Source organism: Rhizobium sp. P44RR-XXIV (genome assembly GCF_001999485.2).
Lineage (GTDB): Bacteria > Pseudomonadota > Alphaproteobacteria > Rhizobiales > Rhizobiaceae > Rhizobium.
This window is the reverse complement of record NZ_MPVZ02000027.1, coordinates 406,272-423,138: the sequence shown is the minus strand read 5'-3', so window position 1 is coordinate 423,138 and position 16,867 is coordinate 406,272. Positions and strand designations below refer to the sequence as shown.

At 60.2% G+C, this 16,867-nt stretch carries 11 protein-coding genes and 3 pseudogenes; 5 read left to right on the top strand and 9 right to left on the bottom strand.

The genetic code is table 11. The features are described 5' to 3' along the window. Nucleotides 1-65: 65 nt before the first annotated feature. The 3 genes from BSK43_RS14255 (at nt 66) to BSK43_RS14245 (ending at nt 4,767) form a co-directional block, all read left to right on the top strand. Nucleotides 66-1,667: an MDR family MFS transporter gene (locus BSK43_RS14255; protein WP_077471013.1), complete on the top strand. Its 1,602-nt coding sequence runs from the start codon at nt 66-68 to the stop codon at nt 1,665-1,667. A gap of 30 nt (nt 1,668-1,697) precedes the next feature. Continuing rightward, nucleotides 1,698-2,903 carry an adenylate/guanylate cyclase domain-containing protein gene (locus BSK43_RS14250; RefSeq protein WP_077471014.1) on the top strand — a complete coding sequence of 402 codons (1,206 nt, stop codon included), beginning with the start codon at nt 1,698-1,700 and terminating at the stop codon, nt 2,901-2,903. Between the two features lie 301 nt (nt 2,904-3,204). Continuing rightward, nucleotides 3,205-4,767 (top strand): glycosyltransferase family 39 protein, encoded by a 1,563-nt coding sequence (locus BSK43_RS14245; RefSeq protein ID WP_077471015.1) that lies wholly within the window; start codon nt 3,205-3,207, stop codon nt 4,765-4,767. Nucleotides 4,768-4,810: 43 nt separating this feature from the next. On the opposite strand, the pseudogene BSK43_RS14240 reads toward BSK43_RS14245, so the two are convergent. From BSK43_RS14240 to BSK43_RS14200, 9 genes and pseudogenes are all read right to left on the bottom strand, one after another. After that, nucleotides 4,811-5,221: pseudogene (locus BSK43_RS14240) on the bottom strand (peroxidase-related enzyme); the annotation flags it as partial. Nucleotides 5,222-5,233: 12 nt separating this feature from the next. After that, nucleotides 5,234-6,191, bottom strand: a protein-coding gene (locus BSK43_RS14235) for an IS630 family transposase (protein WP_281406631.1) whose coding sequence is annotated in 2 segments (ribosomal slippage) — nt 5,234-5,839 and nt 5,841-6,191 — 957 coding nt in all. Because the reading frame shifts where the segments join, the coding sequence is not laid out codon by codon here. Between the two features lie 65 nt (nt 6,192-6,256). Beyond that, nucleotides 6,257-6,466, bottom strand: a pseudogene (locus BSK43_RS35695) (alkylhydroperoxidase domain protein); the annotation flags it as partial. 21 nt (nt 6,467-6,487) lie between these two features. Then, nucleotides 6,488-7,111: a CMD domain protein gene (locus BSK43_RS14225; protein WP_077472946.1), complete on the bottom strand. Its 624-nt coding sequence runs from the start codon at nt 7,109-7,111 to the stop codon at nt 6,488-6,490. Nucleotides 7,112-7,140: 29 nt separating this feature from the next. Then, nucleotides 7,141-8,190: a putative FMN-dependent luciferase-like monooxygenase gene (locus tag BSK43_RS14220; RefSeq protein WP_077472942.1), complete on the bottom strand. Its 1,050-nt coding sequence runs from the start codon at nt 8,188-8,190 to the stop codon at nt 7,141-7,143. 4 nt (nt 8,191-8,194) lie between these two features. Next, entirely contained in the window at nt 8,195-9,880 is a 1,686-nt protein-coding gene (locus tag BSK43_RS14215; protein ID WP_077472941.1) for an ABC transporter ATP-binding protein, read from the bottom strand. Continuing rightward, nucleotides 9,877-10,788, bottom strand: a complete 912-nt coding sequence (locus BSK43_RS14210; RefSeq protein ID WP_077472940.1) for an ABC transporter permease — start codon at nt 10,786-10,788, stop codon at nt 9,877-9,879. The genes BSK43_RS14215 and BSK43_RS14210 overlap by 4 nt, the downstream gene beginning before the upstream one ends. Then, a complete protein-coding gene (locus BSK43_RS14205) occupies nt 10,788-11,729 on the bottom strand; it encodes an ABC transporter permease (protein WP_077472939.1) in 942 nt (313 codons plus the stop codon). Before BSK43_RS14205 ends, BSK43_RS14210 begins: the two co-directional genes overlap by 1 nt. A 58-nt stretch (nt 11,730-11,787) precedes the next feature. Beyond that, the gene (locus tag BSK43_RS14200; protein WP_077472938.1) at nt 11,788-13,422 is read right to left on the bottom strand and encodes a TIGR04028 family ABC transporter substrate-binding protein; all 1,635 of its coding nucleotides are present in this window, start codon (nt 13,420-13,422) and stop codon (nt 11,788-11,790) included. A 363-nt stretch (nt 13,423-13,785) separates the two neighbouring features. Here BSK43_RS14200 and BSK43_RS14195 point away from each other — a divergent pair. Beyond that, nucleotides 13,786-16,142, top strand: a pseudogene (locus BSK43_RS14195) (Orn/Lys/Arg decarboxylase N-terminal domain-containing protein). A 21-nt stretch (nt 16,143-16,163) separates the two neighbouring features. After that, the gene (locus tag BSK43_RS14190; RefSeq protein WP_077472937.1) at nt 16,164-16,724 is read left to right on the top strand and encodes a GNAT family N-acetyltransferase; all 561 of its coding nucleotides are present in this window, start codon (nt 16,164-16,166) and stop codon (nt 16,722-16,724) included. The last annotated feature ends 143 nt before the right edge of the window (nt 16,725-16,867 follow it).

The following is a 16,867-nucleotide window of genomic DNA, read 5'->3' as shown; positions in this document are numbered from 1 at the left end:
TTCGTCGATTATCACCTCACCATTGTCATGAGATTATTTCGGCATAGACCGGAAGGAGAAGCGTCATGGCCACTCTTCAGATTGCCGCAAACAACAATTCGGTCGCGCCCGCGGCCAGACCTGCGATGACGCCGTTGCGCATGTGGACCGCCGTGATCGGCTCGACGCTCGGCGCCTTCATGGCGGTCTTGAACATCCAGATCGTCAACGCTTCGCTTGCCGACATCCAGGGCGCGATCGGTGCCGGGACGGATGACGGTGGCTGGATCTCGACCTCCTATCTGATCGCCGAGATCGTCGTCATCCCGCTCAGCGCCTGGCTTGCACGCGTCTTTTCAGTCCGCATTTATCTGCTGACCAATGCCATCCTCTTTCTGCTCTTCTCGGTCGCCTGCGCCTTTGCCGCAAACCTGCAGCAGATGATCATCCTGCGCGCAATCCAAGGGTTCTCCGGCGGCGTGCTCATTCCGATGGCATTCACCATCATCATCACGATGCTGCCGAAGGCGAAACAGCCGATGGGCCTTGCGCTCTTTGCCCTATCGGCAACCTTTGCCCCGGCAATCGGTCCCACCATCGGCGGCTACCTCACCGAAAGCTGGGGCTGGGAATATATCTTCTACGTCAATCTGGTGCCCGGCATCCTGATGGTCGGCATGCTGTGGGCTTCGCTCGACCGTGCGCCGATGAACCTCTCGCTGCTCGCCAAGGGCGACTGGCCAGGGATCATCACCATGGCGGTCGGCCTTGCCGCACTGCAGACGGTGCTGGAAGAAGGTAACAAGGACGACTGGTTCGGTTCGCCGTTCATCGTCCGCCTGTCGGTCATCGCCGTCGTGTCGCTGACGCTCTTCCTTATCATCGAGTTGCGGGCCGCCCATCCGTTGCTGAACCTGCGCCTGCTGGTGCGTCGCAATTTCGGCTTCGGCATCCTCGCCAACTTCCTGATGGGCATCGCGCTCTATGGTTCCGTCTTTATCCTGCCGATCTATCTGACCCGCATTCAGGGCTACAATTCCGAGCAGATCGGCATGGTACTCGCCTGGACCGGCATTCCCCAGCTGCTCCTGATCCCGCTGGTGCCGCGGCTGATGAAGCGTTTCGACGCCCGCCTGCTGATCATCGTCGGCTTTGCGCTCTTCGCTGCCTCGAACTTCATGAACATCTACATGACAGGCGATTATGCCAGCGATCAGCTCTTCTGGCCGAACATCGTTCGCGCCGTCGGCCAGGCACTCGCCTTCACCCCGCTCACTGCAATCGCCACTGCCGGCATCGAGCAGGAAAATGCCGGCTCGGCCTCCGCGCTCTTCAACATGATGCGCAACCTCGGCGGCGCAGTCGGCATCGCGGCACTGCAGACCTTTCTCACCAAGCGCGAGCAGTTCCACTCAAATATCCTGACGAACTCGGTCTCTATGTTCGAAGACGCCACCCGCGACCGGGTCGCCAGACTGACCACCTATTTCATGAATCATGGTGTCAGCGACCAGGCGCTTGCCACCCACAAGGCAATCGTCGCCATTGCCTCCAGCCTGCGCAAGCAGGCCAATATCATGGCCTTCAGCGACACGTTCTTCCTGCTGGGCGTCGCTCTCGGGGTCGCTCTGCTTGCCAGTCTGTTCCTCAAGAAATCCGGTCATCTCTCGGGTGCCGGTGCGCACTAGGCGCGGCACCCAAAACAGGAGGAGATAATCATGACCATGCTGCTAGACCTGCCTGAAGCTGCAACACCGAATCCCAAAGCGCCCCATGCTGGCATCAACTCCGCAGCAACCCTTACCCTCGTCGAATGGCTGACAGGCGATGAGTGCCACGCCCTCGACGAAGCCGGCCTCGTTTTCGGGCTTGGACGCCGCCTGCGGGCACTCGGCCTTCCCGTCGACCGATTAACCCTGCATCTAACGACGCTGCATCCCGATTTTATCGGCCGCACCTTTGCCTGGGCGCCGGGCGAGCCGATCGAGGTTCATGACCGGGAACATGGCTCACGCCTGGCTTTTGCCAATACACCACTGCTCAAGGTGCAGGGAATGCGCGAGCCATTGATCGTCGGCCCTGGCGAAAGCCCCTATGGCCCCTGGCAGCATATCGACATTTTTTCCGGCCGCGGACTGGTGCAGCTGATCATCGCGCCGCTGTGCAATGCAGACGGACCGATCAGCACGGCCGTCTTCGGCACGCGCCGCCAGGGTGGCTTCACCCCCATCGAGCAGCAGGTGATCGAGCGCATCCTGCCGGCATTGCGCAATACGTGCGAGCTGCGTGTCCTGCGGCAATGCGAGCTCAGCCTGCTCGACACCTATATCGGCCCCATGACGGCGAGCCGGATCCTTGCCGGACATATCCGCCGCGGCGAAATCGAATCCATGGAGGCAGCACTTCTGCTCTGCGACCTGCGCGGCTTCACCGAATTGTCCAACCGGCTGCCCGGCAACACCGTTCTTGGCCTGTTGAACGCCTATTTCGATAAGGTCGTGCCCGCGATCACGCGGGAAGGCGGCGAAGTGCTGAAGTTCATGGGCGATGCCGTTCTCGCCTTCTTCCCAGGGATTGATCCACCCGGAGCCTGCCATGCCGCGTTATCATCGGCGGAAGCGATCCTCAATGAAGTGGAGCGCTTCGACTATGACGGCATTCGTGTCAAGGCAGGGATCGCGCTACATTACGGCGAGGTCAGCTACGGTAATGTCGGCTCGGGCAGCCGACTGGATTTCACGCTGATCGGCCCCGATGTCAACGTCGTCAGCCGTATCCAGGGCATCTGCAGCGAAAGGGGCGAAGCGCTCCTGATGTCTGAATCCTTCCGCGAGAAGGCGCAGATCGCAAATGCAGTTTCGATCGGGCCGCAGCGGCTGAAAGGTTTGGCCGATGCGATGGAGCTGTTCACGATCGCAGATTGAACAATTGGTGCCCGCAGGACACTATACCGCAGGGCTCCCCGATTTTCTTTATAGGGTTGGGATTGCAGTGCTGTTACAAGCACCAGGCCGCTGCCATCGAGAAAGCCAGCGCTCAACAGGGTGTCATAGAATGGCTACACACCCTGTCGATTTGGGTGGTTTTCAGGCATTCCACCTTGGAAATATTCCACAGATAGCCAAAACGTCATGGTAACGCCTTCCTTGGAAGCGTAGACCACCGTTTGCCATGAACGAAATGACAGGACGCTGACAAGATATTGACAGCGGTACGGAGAATTGAATGAAGGCTCTCGCGCAGAACAATTTTTCGCAAATGTTTGACCGAATTAAGTCGGCGACGAGCGAGCGGTTGTTTTCCGACTTCAGGTGGGTGGATTGGGTATTCGCCGTATATTTCTGCGTACAGGCCGCCATTCGCATTTCCATTTCGAGTTCCGTGCGGATCGACGAGGCCCAGCAATTTGTGGTCGGGCAATGGTTGGCCTGGGGATATGATGCCCAGCCGCCGCTTTACAATTGGGTCCAGTATGGCGTGTTCGAGATCTTCGGCACCAGCGTTGCGTCGCTTGCCATATTGAAAAACCTTCTGCTTTTCCTGGTCTATCTGGCCTATCATGGACTGGCGAAACAGCTCCTCAACGACAAGAGGCTGGCGGCGCTTGCCACCTTGTCTCTGCTAACCATGCCCCAGATGTTCTGGCAGGCGCAGAGGGACCTGACGCATACGGTCGGCACGCTGCTCGCCGTCGTCCTGTTCATCTACTTCGTGGTGGCGACCATCCGTCGGCCGACATTGGGTTCCTATGCGATGATCGGCCTTTGGGCCGGGCTCGGAATGCTCACCAAGTACAACTTTGCCCTTATCATCATCAGCGTTTTCGTGGCCGTCCTCTGTCATCCTGAGGGTCGGAAGAGACTGCTGGACAGGCGCTTCCTTCTGGCCCCCGCAATCGCGATTCTGGTGTTCCTGCCGCATGCGCTGTGGATGATATCCAACATGGACCGGGTTTTGGCCACGACCGTGCAGACCATGTCGGAACGGGGAGCGGGTGGCAAACTTTCCGATATCGCCAACGGCGTCATCGAGTTGATTAAAACCAGCGTGGCAATCGCCGCCCCGACGACCGTGGTCTTTTTCCTGACCTTTCGCCGGTCGTTTCTGCGATCGCTACGCTCGAGAAGCCAATGGAGCGATTTCGTCGGAACCATATTCCTGAGCACGGCAGCGATATTGCTGGCCTTGATCGTCGTCACGACGCTTACGGAATTTCGCGACCGATGGCTGCTGCCGTTTCTGTTTCTGCTGCCGCTCTATTTCTGCCTGAAGCTCGAAGCTGCGGGAGAACAGAACCCAGCGGATCTGAAGAGGTCCTTCTACCTGCCCCTGGTCATGGCAATCTCACTGCCGATCATCATAGCCGGCGGCGTTCTGTTCCCGAAGCTGTTCAAATCATATGAACATCTGAACACGCCCTATGCGAGCTTCGTGAACGCCGTGGCCCTCGCAGACGGCAAGCGGCCGGTTGCCGTGGTGGCGACGACTTGGCTCAAAGCCGGCAATATCCGCGTGAACATGCCGAATACAGCAGTGATCTCGGCGGAATATCCGGGATCGGATCTTAGCCGCCAGGCCATCGGAAACGGGCCGGTCCTGCTGGTCTGGAACGAGCGTGATGGACGCCAATCTGCCATGCCCGACAGCTTGAAAGATTGGCTTACGGCGAAATTCGGCACCACTGTGCAAATGCCCGTCCAAAACGATATCGCCCTTCCCTTCTATTACGGAAGCGACCCGGATCGGTATCATTTCGGCTATGCGTGGTTCTACCCGAAGGCCGGCTAACTCTAGCCGTTCTTCGAGGGAAATGCCGGCTCGTTGCCTCGGCTTATTGAGCCGGCAACGGCTCTCCGAGGGAGAGCATCAACCGGTTTGCCCAATTGAAGAAGGCAGCCCCGTGTATGACGTCGGCGATCGCGAGGTCGCTTAGTCCTTCGTCCCGCAATTTGCCGATATCATCGGCGCCGAATAGCGACGGTGTTTCCGTCAGCGCGACCGAAGACGATACGATCGCATTCCAGCGGCTGCCGAGATCGGTGCCGGTGCCCTCGTCGAGCAGGCGTTGCACATCTTCCGTCCGCTTCGAGTGATGAGAAGCAAAACGGGAGTGGACGGAGGCGCAGAATATGCAACCATTCGTGCGCGATGCAGCGGTCGCGGCGAGCTCGCGTTCGGCGCGCGGCAGCCCGGCCTCGACGTTGTAGAAGATATCCTTGTCGGTCTTCGTGCGTGCCTCTAGAGCGTCGTACGATTAACATGGCGCATATCCTGCTGCGTTGAAGAAGTTCCAGCATTCGGTTCGATTGAAGAGGTTACAGATTGAGCCGAGGACCTTTGTGAGGGTGTCGAAGGTTCTGGCGGCTGCGGTCCTGAGATGCGCTTTGATCTTGGAGAATGCCATTTCGATGGGATTGAGGTCTGGGCTGTAGGGCGGCAGGAAGAGGAACCATGCGCCATGATCCCGCAAGATCTCTGTGGCTCTTTTGCTTTTGTGGACGGCCAGGTTGTCAAGGATGACGACATCGCCGCGTGACAGTGTGGGGACGAGCTGGGTCTCGATATAGGTGTCGAAAGCAGCGCGGTTCATGGGGCGGTTTATGATCCATGGCGCGGTCAGTCCGAAGCATCGAAGCCCGGCGATGAAGGTCTGCGTTCCCCAATGTCCGAACGGCGCATCCATGCGCAACCGCTCGCCGCGCGGGCAGCGTCCACGCAGCCGAACCATCTTGGTATTCACGGATGTTTCGTCAATAAAGACAAGACGATGCGGTTCCAGCCGCATGCGTGGCTGACGCTTTGCGATCCAGGTGTCACGATCGTGGCGCACCGTCGCGCGTGCGCGTTCCGACGCCATAAGGGCTTTTTTTATATGTGAACCCTTCCGCCACCAGCACCCGTGACAGCGACGAAGGTGGAACACGAACACCGTGCGCCTCATCGAGCCTGTCGGCCAGTTCCGGCATGGTGATATCGGGTCTGGCTTCGACCTGCGCAATCAGGAACGACCGATAGGCCGCAAGCTTGCCGCTGCCGGACGGACGGCCCTGACGCGGAGGCGATACCGCTCCTGTCGTCCGGCGGCGCTGCATGAGGCGGATTGCCGTGCTGTCGCCGATGGCGAAACGACGCGCGGCCGCGCGGCAGGAATGCCCTGCCTCAACCATTGCCACAACGCGTTCGCGGATATCAAGTGAATGCGATTTGCCCATGAAACACCTCCGCTTGGAAGGGAATCATGAAATTCACCAAAATCAAACACCCAACGATTCACGTTTTGTGAACGATGCTCTAGGATCTCCGGATCGCGTGCCAGCAGCATGAAGTAGGGCGACTTGGCGCGCGACGCGTCGACGAGCCCGCGCCAATGGCGATCGGTCAATTCGTCTTCAGCAAGCGGATTGAGCCAGGGCGTCCAACCAATCTCCTTCTGCGTAAAGGCATTGGGACGATCTTCGATGGCGGGATGGATGACGGTATCGGTCATAGGAAACGATCCTTTCTGCGATTAGGCGGAGACAGCCTGCGCGGCATCGGCGGCAGCCAATGCACTCAGCCCGGCCACGACCCTGATTTGAAACGAGAGAAACGCTGTGATTTGCGACAGCGTCACCACACCCGTCGTCGTCCAGCCGGCATCCAGAAGCCGCTGCAGCGCCTCGGCGCTCGCCTCGCGCGGGCGATAGACGAGGAGATGCGCATGTTCCAGAGCGGCCGAGAGCTTGGCCCCGAGAGCCGAGCGCCCCGCTTCCGACACATGGAAGATCAGCCCAGTACGATCCTCGATGGAAAGAGGCCCGGCCGGATAATGCCCATAGGGTCCGACCGTGCGTCCGCCCTCCGCTTCCGCCTTGACGGCCGCGACCAGTGACGCAGATTTGGCAACCTCCTCCAGTGCGGCCTGATAGAACTGCTCAACGTTGCCAGCGCTGTGCAGGTCGGCGATGAAAGTCGCCAGGGCAAAGCGCTCCGTGCGGCTTACATCACCCTGATGGTCTGGCTCGAAAAGCGCCTCATAGCTTCTCTGAGCGTTGTCGCGCGTTTGCGGTCTGGCCGTTCTCAAGGCGTAGAGCGAGGAGCCCTCACGGATATCAGCCAGAAGATCGATGACGTCAGTTGTTGACGAGGTCATGGACATACCTTCTCTTTATGAATTGCGTTTCATGCGGAGGCCGCAAGCTGCGGACCCTTGCCTGCAAATGGTTGCGGCGCCCAGCCGAGCGCCGGAGCGACCTTCTGCGCGATCAGCTCGAGGGACCGGAGAATATGGGCGTGCGGCGGATCGACGGAATGCACCTGGAAGACAAGGTCCGTCACCCGCGACAGTGCTGTATCCGCACTCAAGGACGCGATCACATCCTCGGGTGTGCCGACATGCACATCGAAAGCCTTGATCAGATCGGCGGTCGTATCGCCACGAACGGTGAAGCCGCTTGCGGCAAAGCGTTCGGCACTCCGCCGCAAGCCGATATCGGCAAACCGGAGTGCCTCCTTGCGATCGTCGGCGACGAAAAGGCTGCGCGAGCCGAGAATCCGTGGCGCACGGCCCTTTGGCAGAGCAGCGAAATAGGCATCGATAATCGGATTCTGCAGATCCCAAAGTTCGGTATCGGGCGCATCGTCGGGTCGTGGCTGTGTGCGTGACAGCATCAGGCCATCGCCCTCGCGGCCAGCCCGTTCACCACCGCCGACGGAGAAGGTTGCCTGCCAAACCCTTTCGGCAAGATGCGGCGCGGTCGGATAAAGCCGATTGCCGCCAGTAAGCTCCTGTCCGGCCCATGCATCGCGAACGAGTGCCAGATATTTGCCATAGACCGGGCCCCTTTCGGCGCTCTCGATCCCGAATGGCAGGAAAGCCTGCGGCGTGCCGCCCGTACCGAAACCGACCTCCAGGCGCCCGCCGAGCATAAGGTCGAGCACAGCCGTATCTTCCGCGACACGAACGGGATTTTCCATCGGCAGCGTAATGACGCCCGTCCCCAGCCGGATGCGCGAGGTGCGCGAGGCAAACCCCGCCAGAAAGACCAGCGGCGCCGGCAGACCGCCTTCGTCGCCATTGAAATGGTGCTGTGCCACCCAGGCGCTGTCAAAACCCTGCGCCTCGGCATGGATGATCTGCTCGCTGACGAGGCGGTAGCGCTCGGCTGCATCCGTCTGATCGAGAATACGGCTGAAGAAGCCCAGTCGTTTTGGTAAAGCCGACGTGCTCATGGAATTATCCTGCATTGCTTGGGGGCTGGCGAAGAGCGATCGAATATTTTTTGCCCGGAATGGCCTCGATCAGCTCACGGGTATAGGCGCTGCGCGGATTGCCGAAGACCTCGTCGACAAGGCCGGCTTCGACCAGCTTGCCGTTCTGCAGAACGGAGACGGTATCGGCAATCTGGCGCACCACGGCAAGATCATGCGAGACGAAGATATAGGTCAGCCCCAGCTCTCGCTGGAGACCGTCAAGCAGCGAAAGGATCTGCGCCTGAACCGTCACGTCGAGTGCGGAGACGGCTTCGTCGAGAACCAGGATCTGCGGATCAAGGACAAGCGCCCGGGCAATCGCAACGCGCTGTCGCTGGCCGCCCGAAAGTGCATGCGGACGCCTTTGCAGGACATCGGCGGGCAATCCGACCTTCTCGATGACGGCCGTAACCCGTTCCAATCTCTGCGTCCGTGGCTGCGGATCGAAGTTCAGCAGCGGTTCTTCCACAATCGACGATATGGTCTGGCGTGGATCGAGCGAGCCGAAGGGATTTTGATAGACCAGCTGAATCTTCTTGCGGAAGAGCCGCAGGGTCTCGCCACGCAGGGATGCCAGGTCGAGCCCGTCGATGACCACCCTTCCCGCCGTTGGGCGTTGAAAGGCGGAGACGATGCGGATGGCGGTCGTCTTGCCTGAACCGGATTCGCCGACAATCGCATGCGTCGTGCCCCGCGTGACGCGAAAGGACACGTCGTCGAGAGCTCTGAAACCGGCATCCTTGCCGCCGATGCCAAATTCCTGCACCAGCCCTTCGACGACGACGATATCGTCCTCCTGTGCAGGTGCTGTTTCGGACGGACGCGTCGAAGAACGTTGCGGCGCGGCGTTCAGCGACGGGGCGTCGGCAAGCAGCCGGCGCGTATAGGCACTTTGCGGGTTTCTCAAAAGCTCGGCGGTACGCCCCTGCTCCTGGATACGGCCATTTTGCAGAACAACGAGCCTGTCGGACCGATCGGCCGCGACGCCGAGATCATGCGTGACCAGAAGAACCGCCGCCCCATATTCCCGGCGCAGATCGTCGATCAGATCGAGAATGTGCCGCTGCACAGTGACGTCGAGCGCGCTGGTCGGCTCGTCGGCGATGATCAGCGAGGGCTTGAGGGCAATGGCAATCGCGATCAGGACACGCTGACGCATGCCGCCGGAGAGCTCATGCGGATACTGCCTGGCGCGAAGTGCGGGCTGGCTGAGACCGACGCGCTCCAACAGTTCGATGGCCTGCACATAGGCGGCCGCACGCGGCGCACGGCGGTGAATGGTGAGGACTTCGGCCACCTGTTCGCCGATCGTCCTTACCGGGTTGAGGGAATTGCCCGGATCCTGCGGCACGAGGCTGATGACGGAACCGCGGATCGTATCGAGCCGCTTCTGTGGCCAGCGGGCAATATCCTGGCCATTGAGCCTGATCCGGCCATTCTCCAGATGCCCGTTCTGCGGCAGCAGGCCGATAATTGCTTGTGCCGTCGAACTCTTGCCGGAGCCGGATTCGCCGACCAGCGCCACGACTTCACCGGGATTGACGGTGAAGTCGATACCATGAACCGCCGTGCGTGAACCGCTACGATCACGATAGGCGATCGTCAGGCCGGAAATATCCAGAACCGGTGTGGTGAGATCATTCGTTCCTTCCGACGCGAAATAGCTCATTTGCCCACCTCCGCAAGCGAGCGGCTGATGCGATTGATCGAGATCACCACAAGCACGACGACGAGGCCGGGTGCGGTCGTCAGCCACCAGGCGGTGGCGATATAGTTTCGCCCCTCGGCAATCAGCAGGCCCCATTCCGGTGTGGGCGGCGGTGCGCCATAACCGAGGAAACCGAGCGTCGACAGCTGAAGAATGGCCCAGCCGGATTGCAGCGCGGCAAAGGCGATCACCGAGGTCAGCGAATTCGGCAGGATATGGCGCCAAAGCACCCTGTAAAAAGTGCCGCCGCTGCCAAAGGCCGCCTCGACATATTCGCTCCTGCGGACCGTCACGACCTCGGACCGGACCAGCCGCGCGAATTTGGCAATCAGCGTGCAGCCGACGGCAATCGCGGCATTGACGGTGCCGAAACCAAGCAGAACGATGATGCTGAGCGACAGCAACAGGTCGGGGATCGACAGCAGCACGTCGACGATCCTCATGATCACCGTTTCTGTCCAGCCACCGAGCGAGCCTGCCAGCACACCCAGTACAGTACCGATCACGAGCGCAATGCCGACCGCGGCAAGCGCTCCCGACAGCGAATGAATGGAGCCATAAATGATGCGTGCGTAGAGATCGCGCCCGAGCGAATCGGTGCCGAGAAGATGAGCGGCGCTTGGGGCCTTCAGATGTTGGCCGGGCAGACCTTCGACCGGATTGTAGCTCGTAAACGCGCCGGGAATGAGCGCCCACAGGACGACCACGGCGACGATAAGGATCGCGAGAAGCAGGCCTGGCCGAACGCGAAAGGGAAATCCGCGGGCAAGCCGCTTGCCTTCTCCGCGAGGCTGCTGCACCGGCAGCGCATCGCTCGTGTCGGCATGATTGGCTGAGTCGTGATAGTGCGCTGCATCAAAACTTGTCATTATCTGGCTCCAAGCTTTGCTTTCAGGCGCGGATCGAGGATCGGATAGAGCAGGTCGACGATCAGGTTGATGGTGACGAAGGCGGCCGCCGAGATGACGACAATCGCCTGCAGGACGGCGACATCCTCACTGTCGACCGCCTGCTTCGTCAGGCTGCCGATCCCGTTCAGCCCGAATACCGTCTCGGTAATCACAGCGCCGGCGATCAATTCCCCGAAGAGCAGGCCCGCCACGGTCAGCACCGGCAGAAGCGTGTTCTTGGCAACGTGACGCCAGAGCACCTGCCCATGCGAGGCGCCCTTGGCACGCGCCACCGAGATGAAGGGACGCGTCAGCACTTCATCGATGTTTCGCAGGAGAATCTGCGCAAGCGGGGCGGAGATCGGAATGGCGACGGTCAGGATGGGCAGGATCAATCCCTGCCACGGACCGGGATCGATCACCGGGACCAACCGCAGGCGGAACGAGAAGATCTGGATGAACATGATGCCGAGCCAGAAAGTCGGCACGGATATGAACAGCGACGGCAGCGATTGAACGAGGCCGCGCAGCCAGCCGAAGCCGGAAACATTAGCCAGGATGGCGATGACGACAGCCAGGATGACCGCAAGCAGGAAACTGAAGCCGGCTAACAGCAGCGTCGACGGGAGACTGACTGCAAGCTGCGAACTCACGGCGACACCCGCCTGCAGCGAATAACCGAAATTGCCTGACAGAAAATTCCATATCGAATGGCCATACTGCTGGAGCAGAGACCCGTCGGCACCATAGGCAGCCCTGATATCGGCAAGCTGCTCCGGGCTCAGGCCGAAATCCGGGCTCTGAAACTTGATGAGCACGGCGTCGCCCGGCATCGATTGCAGCAGCACGAACGAAACGGTAAATGCCGCCCACAGGACGAGCAAAGCCTGTCCGATCCTCGATAAGATGTATTTCGTCATGGCGATTGCCTGTCGTTATGAAGATGCAGCCCGTCCAACGGCCGGGCTGCAGACATGCTCAGTGCGCGGCGAGCCAAACACTGTAGAAGGAAGGCCGGCCCACAGCCTCGAAGGCAACGCCCTTGACGTAAGGTGCGCCCGCAAAGACCTGCGGCTCCTCGAAGAACGGGATGACATAGGCCGCATCCAGCAGATATTCTTGCGCTGCCTTTGCCGCGGCCAAGCGCTTGTCGCTATCCGTTTCCGAGGCGATGGTTTCCAGCAGTCCGTTCAGCTTGTCGTCGGTGAAAGCGGCCTTCGGGTTGAGGCCACCCTTCTGGAGAAGAGCATCGCGGTTCTTGGCGTAGAACTGGCTCTTGATGACGTCGGGATCGGCGCGGCCCACTTCGGCGACCACAAGCGGCGTCTTTGCCGGGTCGACATTGTCCGTGACCAGATTTCCTGAGGTTCCGGCCAGCACCTGGAGCTTGACGCCGATCTTCGCCCATTGCTGGGCGACGAGCTGCAGCACGCCCTTGTTCTGCGGCTGCGGCAGGGATTCATAAACGGCCAGCGACAGCGGCTTTCCATCCTTCTGGCGCAAACCGTTGGCACCCTTCTTCCAGCCCGCCTCGTCGAGCAGCTTTTCGGCAAGCGCCTGATCGTGGGTGAGCTTCGAAGACAGATCCTGATAACCGGCGGCAGCTGACGAGATCACCGACTTTGCCTGCGGATAATTGGCAGAAAACAAGGTATCGACGATTTCCTTGCTGTCGGTGGCGTGCAGCAACGCCTGACGCACCTTGATATCCGCGACGAGTGGGTTGTCCGGCCGGAAGGCGACGCTGTCGTTCACCCCACGCGTCGGCGCGGCATAGATCGCGAAGCTCTGATCGCTGACCTGCTTTTCGTCATAGGCCTGAAGCTGGCGGATGAAATCGGCCTGACCGGAAAGCAGCGCGCCGATGCGCACACTGTCTTCGCCGGTGATGATATATTTGATGCCGTCGAGATAGGCCCTGCCCTGATGCTCGAGCTTGGCAGGACCCCAATTATAGTCCGCGCGCGCCTTCAAGGAGAGCTGCTTGCCGAGCGTTTCGCTTTCGACGACGAAGGGGCCGGAGCCGACGATCTTCGTCGCATCGCCAAGCTGATCGAAAGGCAGCGCCAGCGTCTTCAAGGAGACGAGACCGGAGCCGATGACCGAGGTGCCCTGCAGGAAGCCGGGCGAGGGTTTCTTGAAATAGAATTTGACCGTGTAGGGATCGACGACTTCGCTGTGATCATAATTGTTGAGCACTTCGGAGACCGGCAGCTTCAGATCCTTGTTGCCGAGGCCGAACGTATCGTAGTTCTTGGCAACGGCATTGGCATCGACGGGCGTTCCGTCGGAGAAGCTCACGCCCTTGCGGATCTTGAAGGTGTATTCCGTCCCCTTGTCATTGATGGTCCAGGATTCTGCGATCCATGGCTCGATCTGCAGCGTCTTCGGGTTCTGGTAGGTCAGCTTGTCGGTGATCTGGTTCAGGATACCGCCATTCGGATAGAACCCGCCGGCCGGTGGATAGAGATTGGTGTGGGCCTGCTGCTCCAGATAAATCAGCGTGCCGCCCTGTACGGGCTTGCCCTCATCAGCCGAAAACGCGACCGATGAAGCAAGCAACGACAGGCCGACGGCGAGAGTGAACGCCTTGAAATTGGCTGCGATCGTCATTGAAATTCCTCGAAAACCGAATGCTTGTCGAGGGTATCGGAGCGGCCCCGCTATTCCAATATAGCCTATGGAATTAGTGTTCTATTTTTCACAACAGCGTTGAAATAACCATCTGTAAAGCCTGCAATCGGCGGGAATTTGCTGTCTCTTCCATCTGCCGCTCGATCCGGTTACCGCCAGTATTTCGTCGGAATGATACAAGCCAAGCCCTGTTGTCGCCTCACCATTTCCCAGGTTGCGCAAGCGCTCTAAATGAACGGCAAAATGCCATTCTGCACAGATGCTTCGGACATGAGGTACTCTGTCACAACCATGTCATGAAATGCGTCGACACCTCGTGCCGGATCAGGAGCGGATACCCAGATGGATTATTTCAGACGTTTCAACTTTCTATTCGCAACGCCGGCTTTCGACAGCGAGGATCTGGAGGGCGCCCGCTACAATCAGATCGTCGAGGAAATCGAACGCTCCGGCTTCGAAGTGGTGCGCGCGCGCAATCTCGAAGATGCGGAAATTGCCGTGCAAACGGACGCCGCCATCGGCTGCATGCTGGTCGACTGGGGCAAGAAGGGGCTTGAGGGCAAGACGGCCTCGCTCATCAACCTCATGCGCCGGCGCGGCCTTGAATTCCCGATCATCCTGCTGATCCGCCGCAAGCGCTTCGAGGATGTGCCGGTAGAAGTGCTCGATTTCATTGACGGCTATGTCTTCCTGTCCGAGGAAACGCCTGCCTTCATCGCCAAGAGCCTCATCAGCCGGCTCAAGCAATATGCCGAGACGCTGAAAACGCCGTTTTTCGGCGCGCTGGTCGATTATGCCGAAGAGGGTAACCATCTCTGGACCTGCCCGGGACATAATGGCGGCATCTTCTACAGCCGCAGCCCCATCGGCCGTGTCTTCATGGAGCACCTCGGCGAAGCAGTGTTCCGCGACGACCTCGACAATTCCGTGCTCGACCTCGGCGATCTCCTGACCCACGAGGGCCCTGCGCTGGCTGCGCAGAAGGAAGCGGCGAAGATCTTCGGCGCCGAGAAGACCTATTTCGTGCTCAACGGCACCTCCACTTCCAACAAGGTTGCGCTTTCCGCGCTGGTGACCGACGGCGATCTCGTGCTGTTCGATCGCAACAATCACAAGGCCGCCCATCATGGCGCCTTGATGATCTCCGGCGGCATTCCCGTTTACCTGCCGACCATCCGCAACGTCCACGGACTGATCGGTCCCATGGATTTCGCGGCGATGGACGAAGAGGCCTTACGGGAACGCATCCGCACGCATCCACTCGTGAAAGATCCCGAAGCCCACAAGAAGCCGCGCCCGTTCCGCGTCGCGGTGGTGGAACAATGCACCTATGACGGCACGATCCACAATGCCGAGATGATCCTGAAGCGCATCGGACATCTGTGCGACTATATCCTCTTCGACGAGGCCTGGGCCGGCTTCATGAAGTTTCATCCGCTCTATGCCGGGCGCTTTGCCATGGGCCTTGCCGATCTCGGCCCCGATGCGCCTGGTATCATCGCCACGCAATCCACCCACAAGCAGCTGGCGAGCTTCTCGCAGGCCTCCCAGATCCACATGAAGGACCGGCATATCACCGGTCAGAAGCGCCGCGTCGAGCATCGCCGCTTCAACGAAAGCTTCATGCAGCACGCCTCGACCTCGCCCTTCTATCCGCTGTTTGCCTCGCTCGACGTCGGCGCGCAGATGATGAAGGGGCGTTCCGGCGAAGTGCTCTGGGACGACACGATCCGCCTCGGCATCGAACTGCGCAAGAAGATCCGTGCCGTGCGCCGCGAGTTCGAAGAGAAGGAACACCGCCCGGAGCGTCGTTGGTTCTTCGAACCTTTCGTGCCGGATCGCGTGGCGATCCCGGATGTATCGAGCCCCGGCGCGGTGCATGACGTGCCTTGGGAGAGCGTCGCCACCGACCAGCTCGCCACCAATCCGGCCTTCTGGCACCTGACACCCGGCGCGGCATGGCACGGCTTTTCAGGCATGGAGCCGGGCTTTGCCATGACCGATCCGAACAAGCTCACGCTCCTCACCCCCGGCTTTGACCGGGCAACCGGCCAATATACCGAGCATGGCATCCCAGCCCCCGTCGTCGCGCAGTATCTGCGCGAAAACCGAATCGTGGCGGAAAAGAACGACCTCAATTCGCTGCTGTTCCTGCTGACCCCCGGGGTCGAGGCCAGCAAGGCCGGCACCCTGATCAGCGGCCTCGTCGCCTTCAAGAAGCTGTACGACGACAATGCGCTGCTGGAGGAGGTAATCCCGGAATTCTATCGCCGCCGGCCAAGCCGCTATGCGGGTGTGCGACTGCGCGATCTGTGCACGGAAATGCATGGTTTCTTCGGCCAGGCCAATGTCAGCGCGCTGCAGACGATGCAGTTTTCCGCCGCCCACCTGCCACCGATCGCGCTGTCGCCGCATGACGCCGCACGCTGCCTGGTGCGCAACGATGTCGACTATCTGCCGATCGACGCCATCGCCGGCCGCATCGCGACGACGCCCTTCGTCGTCTATCCGCCTGGTATCGCCACCATCGTGCCGGGCGAACGTCTGACGGATGAAGCAAAGCCCATGCTCGATTATCTCAAGATGTTCGAAACCTGCTTCAATCTCTTCCCCGGCTTTGACGTCGAGATTCAGGGGCTTTATCGCGAGATTGATTCATCGGCCGCATCCGGCTTTATACCTATGTCGTTGCGGAATAGGCCGGGAATTCAGGTTCGATCATGGAGCAGGACAAAGCAATCATCATTCGCCCGTCGCGCGAAGGCGACGTCGATGCCATGCTGGCGATCTATCGTCGCCACATTCGCCGCGGCGTCGAGGATGGGGTGGACGACAACGACACCCCCCAACCCGACGATCTCAGGGACCGGCGCAAAAATCTGAAGAACCGCCGGTTCCCGCATGTCGTCGCAGTCGTCGGTGAAAAGGTCGTGGGCTATGCCTACGTCGTCCTCTTCCGCAAACGCCCGGCCTATCGCTACACCGTCAAGCACTCGATCTACGTGCATCACGACCATGTCGGCCAGGGTGTCGGCAGCCTGCTCATGCGCGGGCTGATCGACGCCTGCGCCGCGGCCGGCTTCAGGCAGATGATCGGCTATATCGACGCCGACAATGCCGCTTCGCTCGCCCTTCACGAACGCTTCGGCTTCATTCGCGTCGGCCTGTTGCCGGGCGTGGCTTATCGTTACGGTCACTGGGCGGACAGCGTCATGGTCCAGCGCTCGCTCGGCTCCGGCTCCACAACTCCACCGCCACCTCCAGCGCTTTCCACTCGCTGAAGCGAAGGAACTGGCGTGATCTGATCACTCCAGGCGGCGGGGCAGGCACGGATATATCTCGGCGTCAGGGCAGATCCATCCTTGGCGCAACCCTCCCTCGTGCGCCAGGCGAGCCGATGGTCATCAACAATTCCTATACTCGA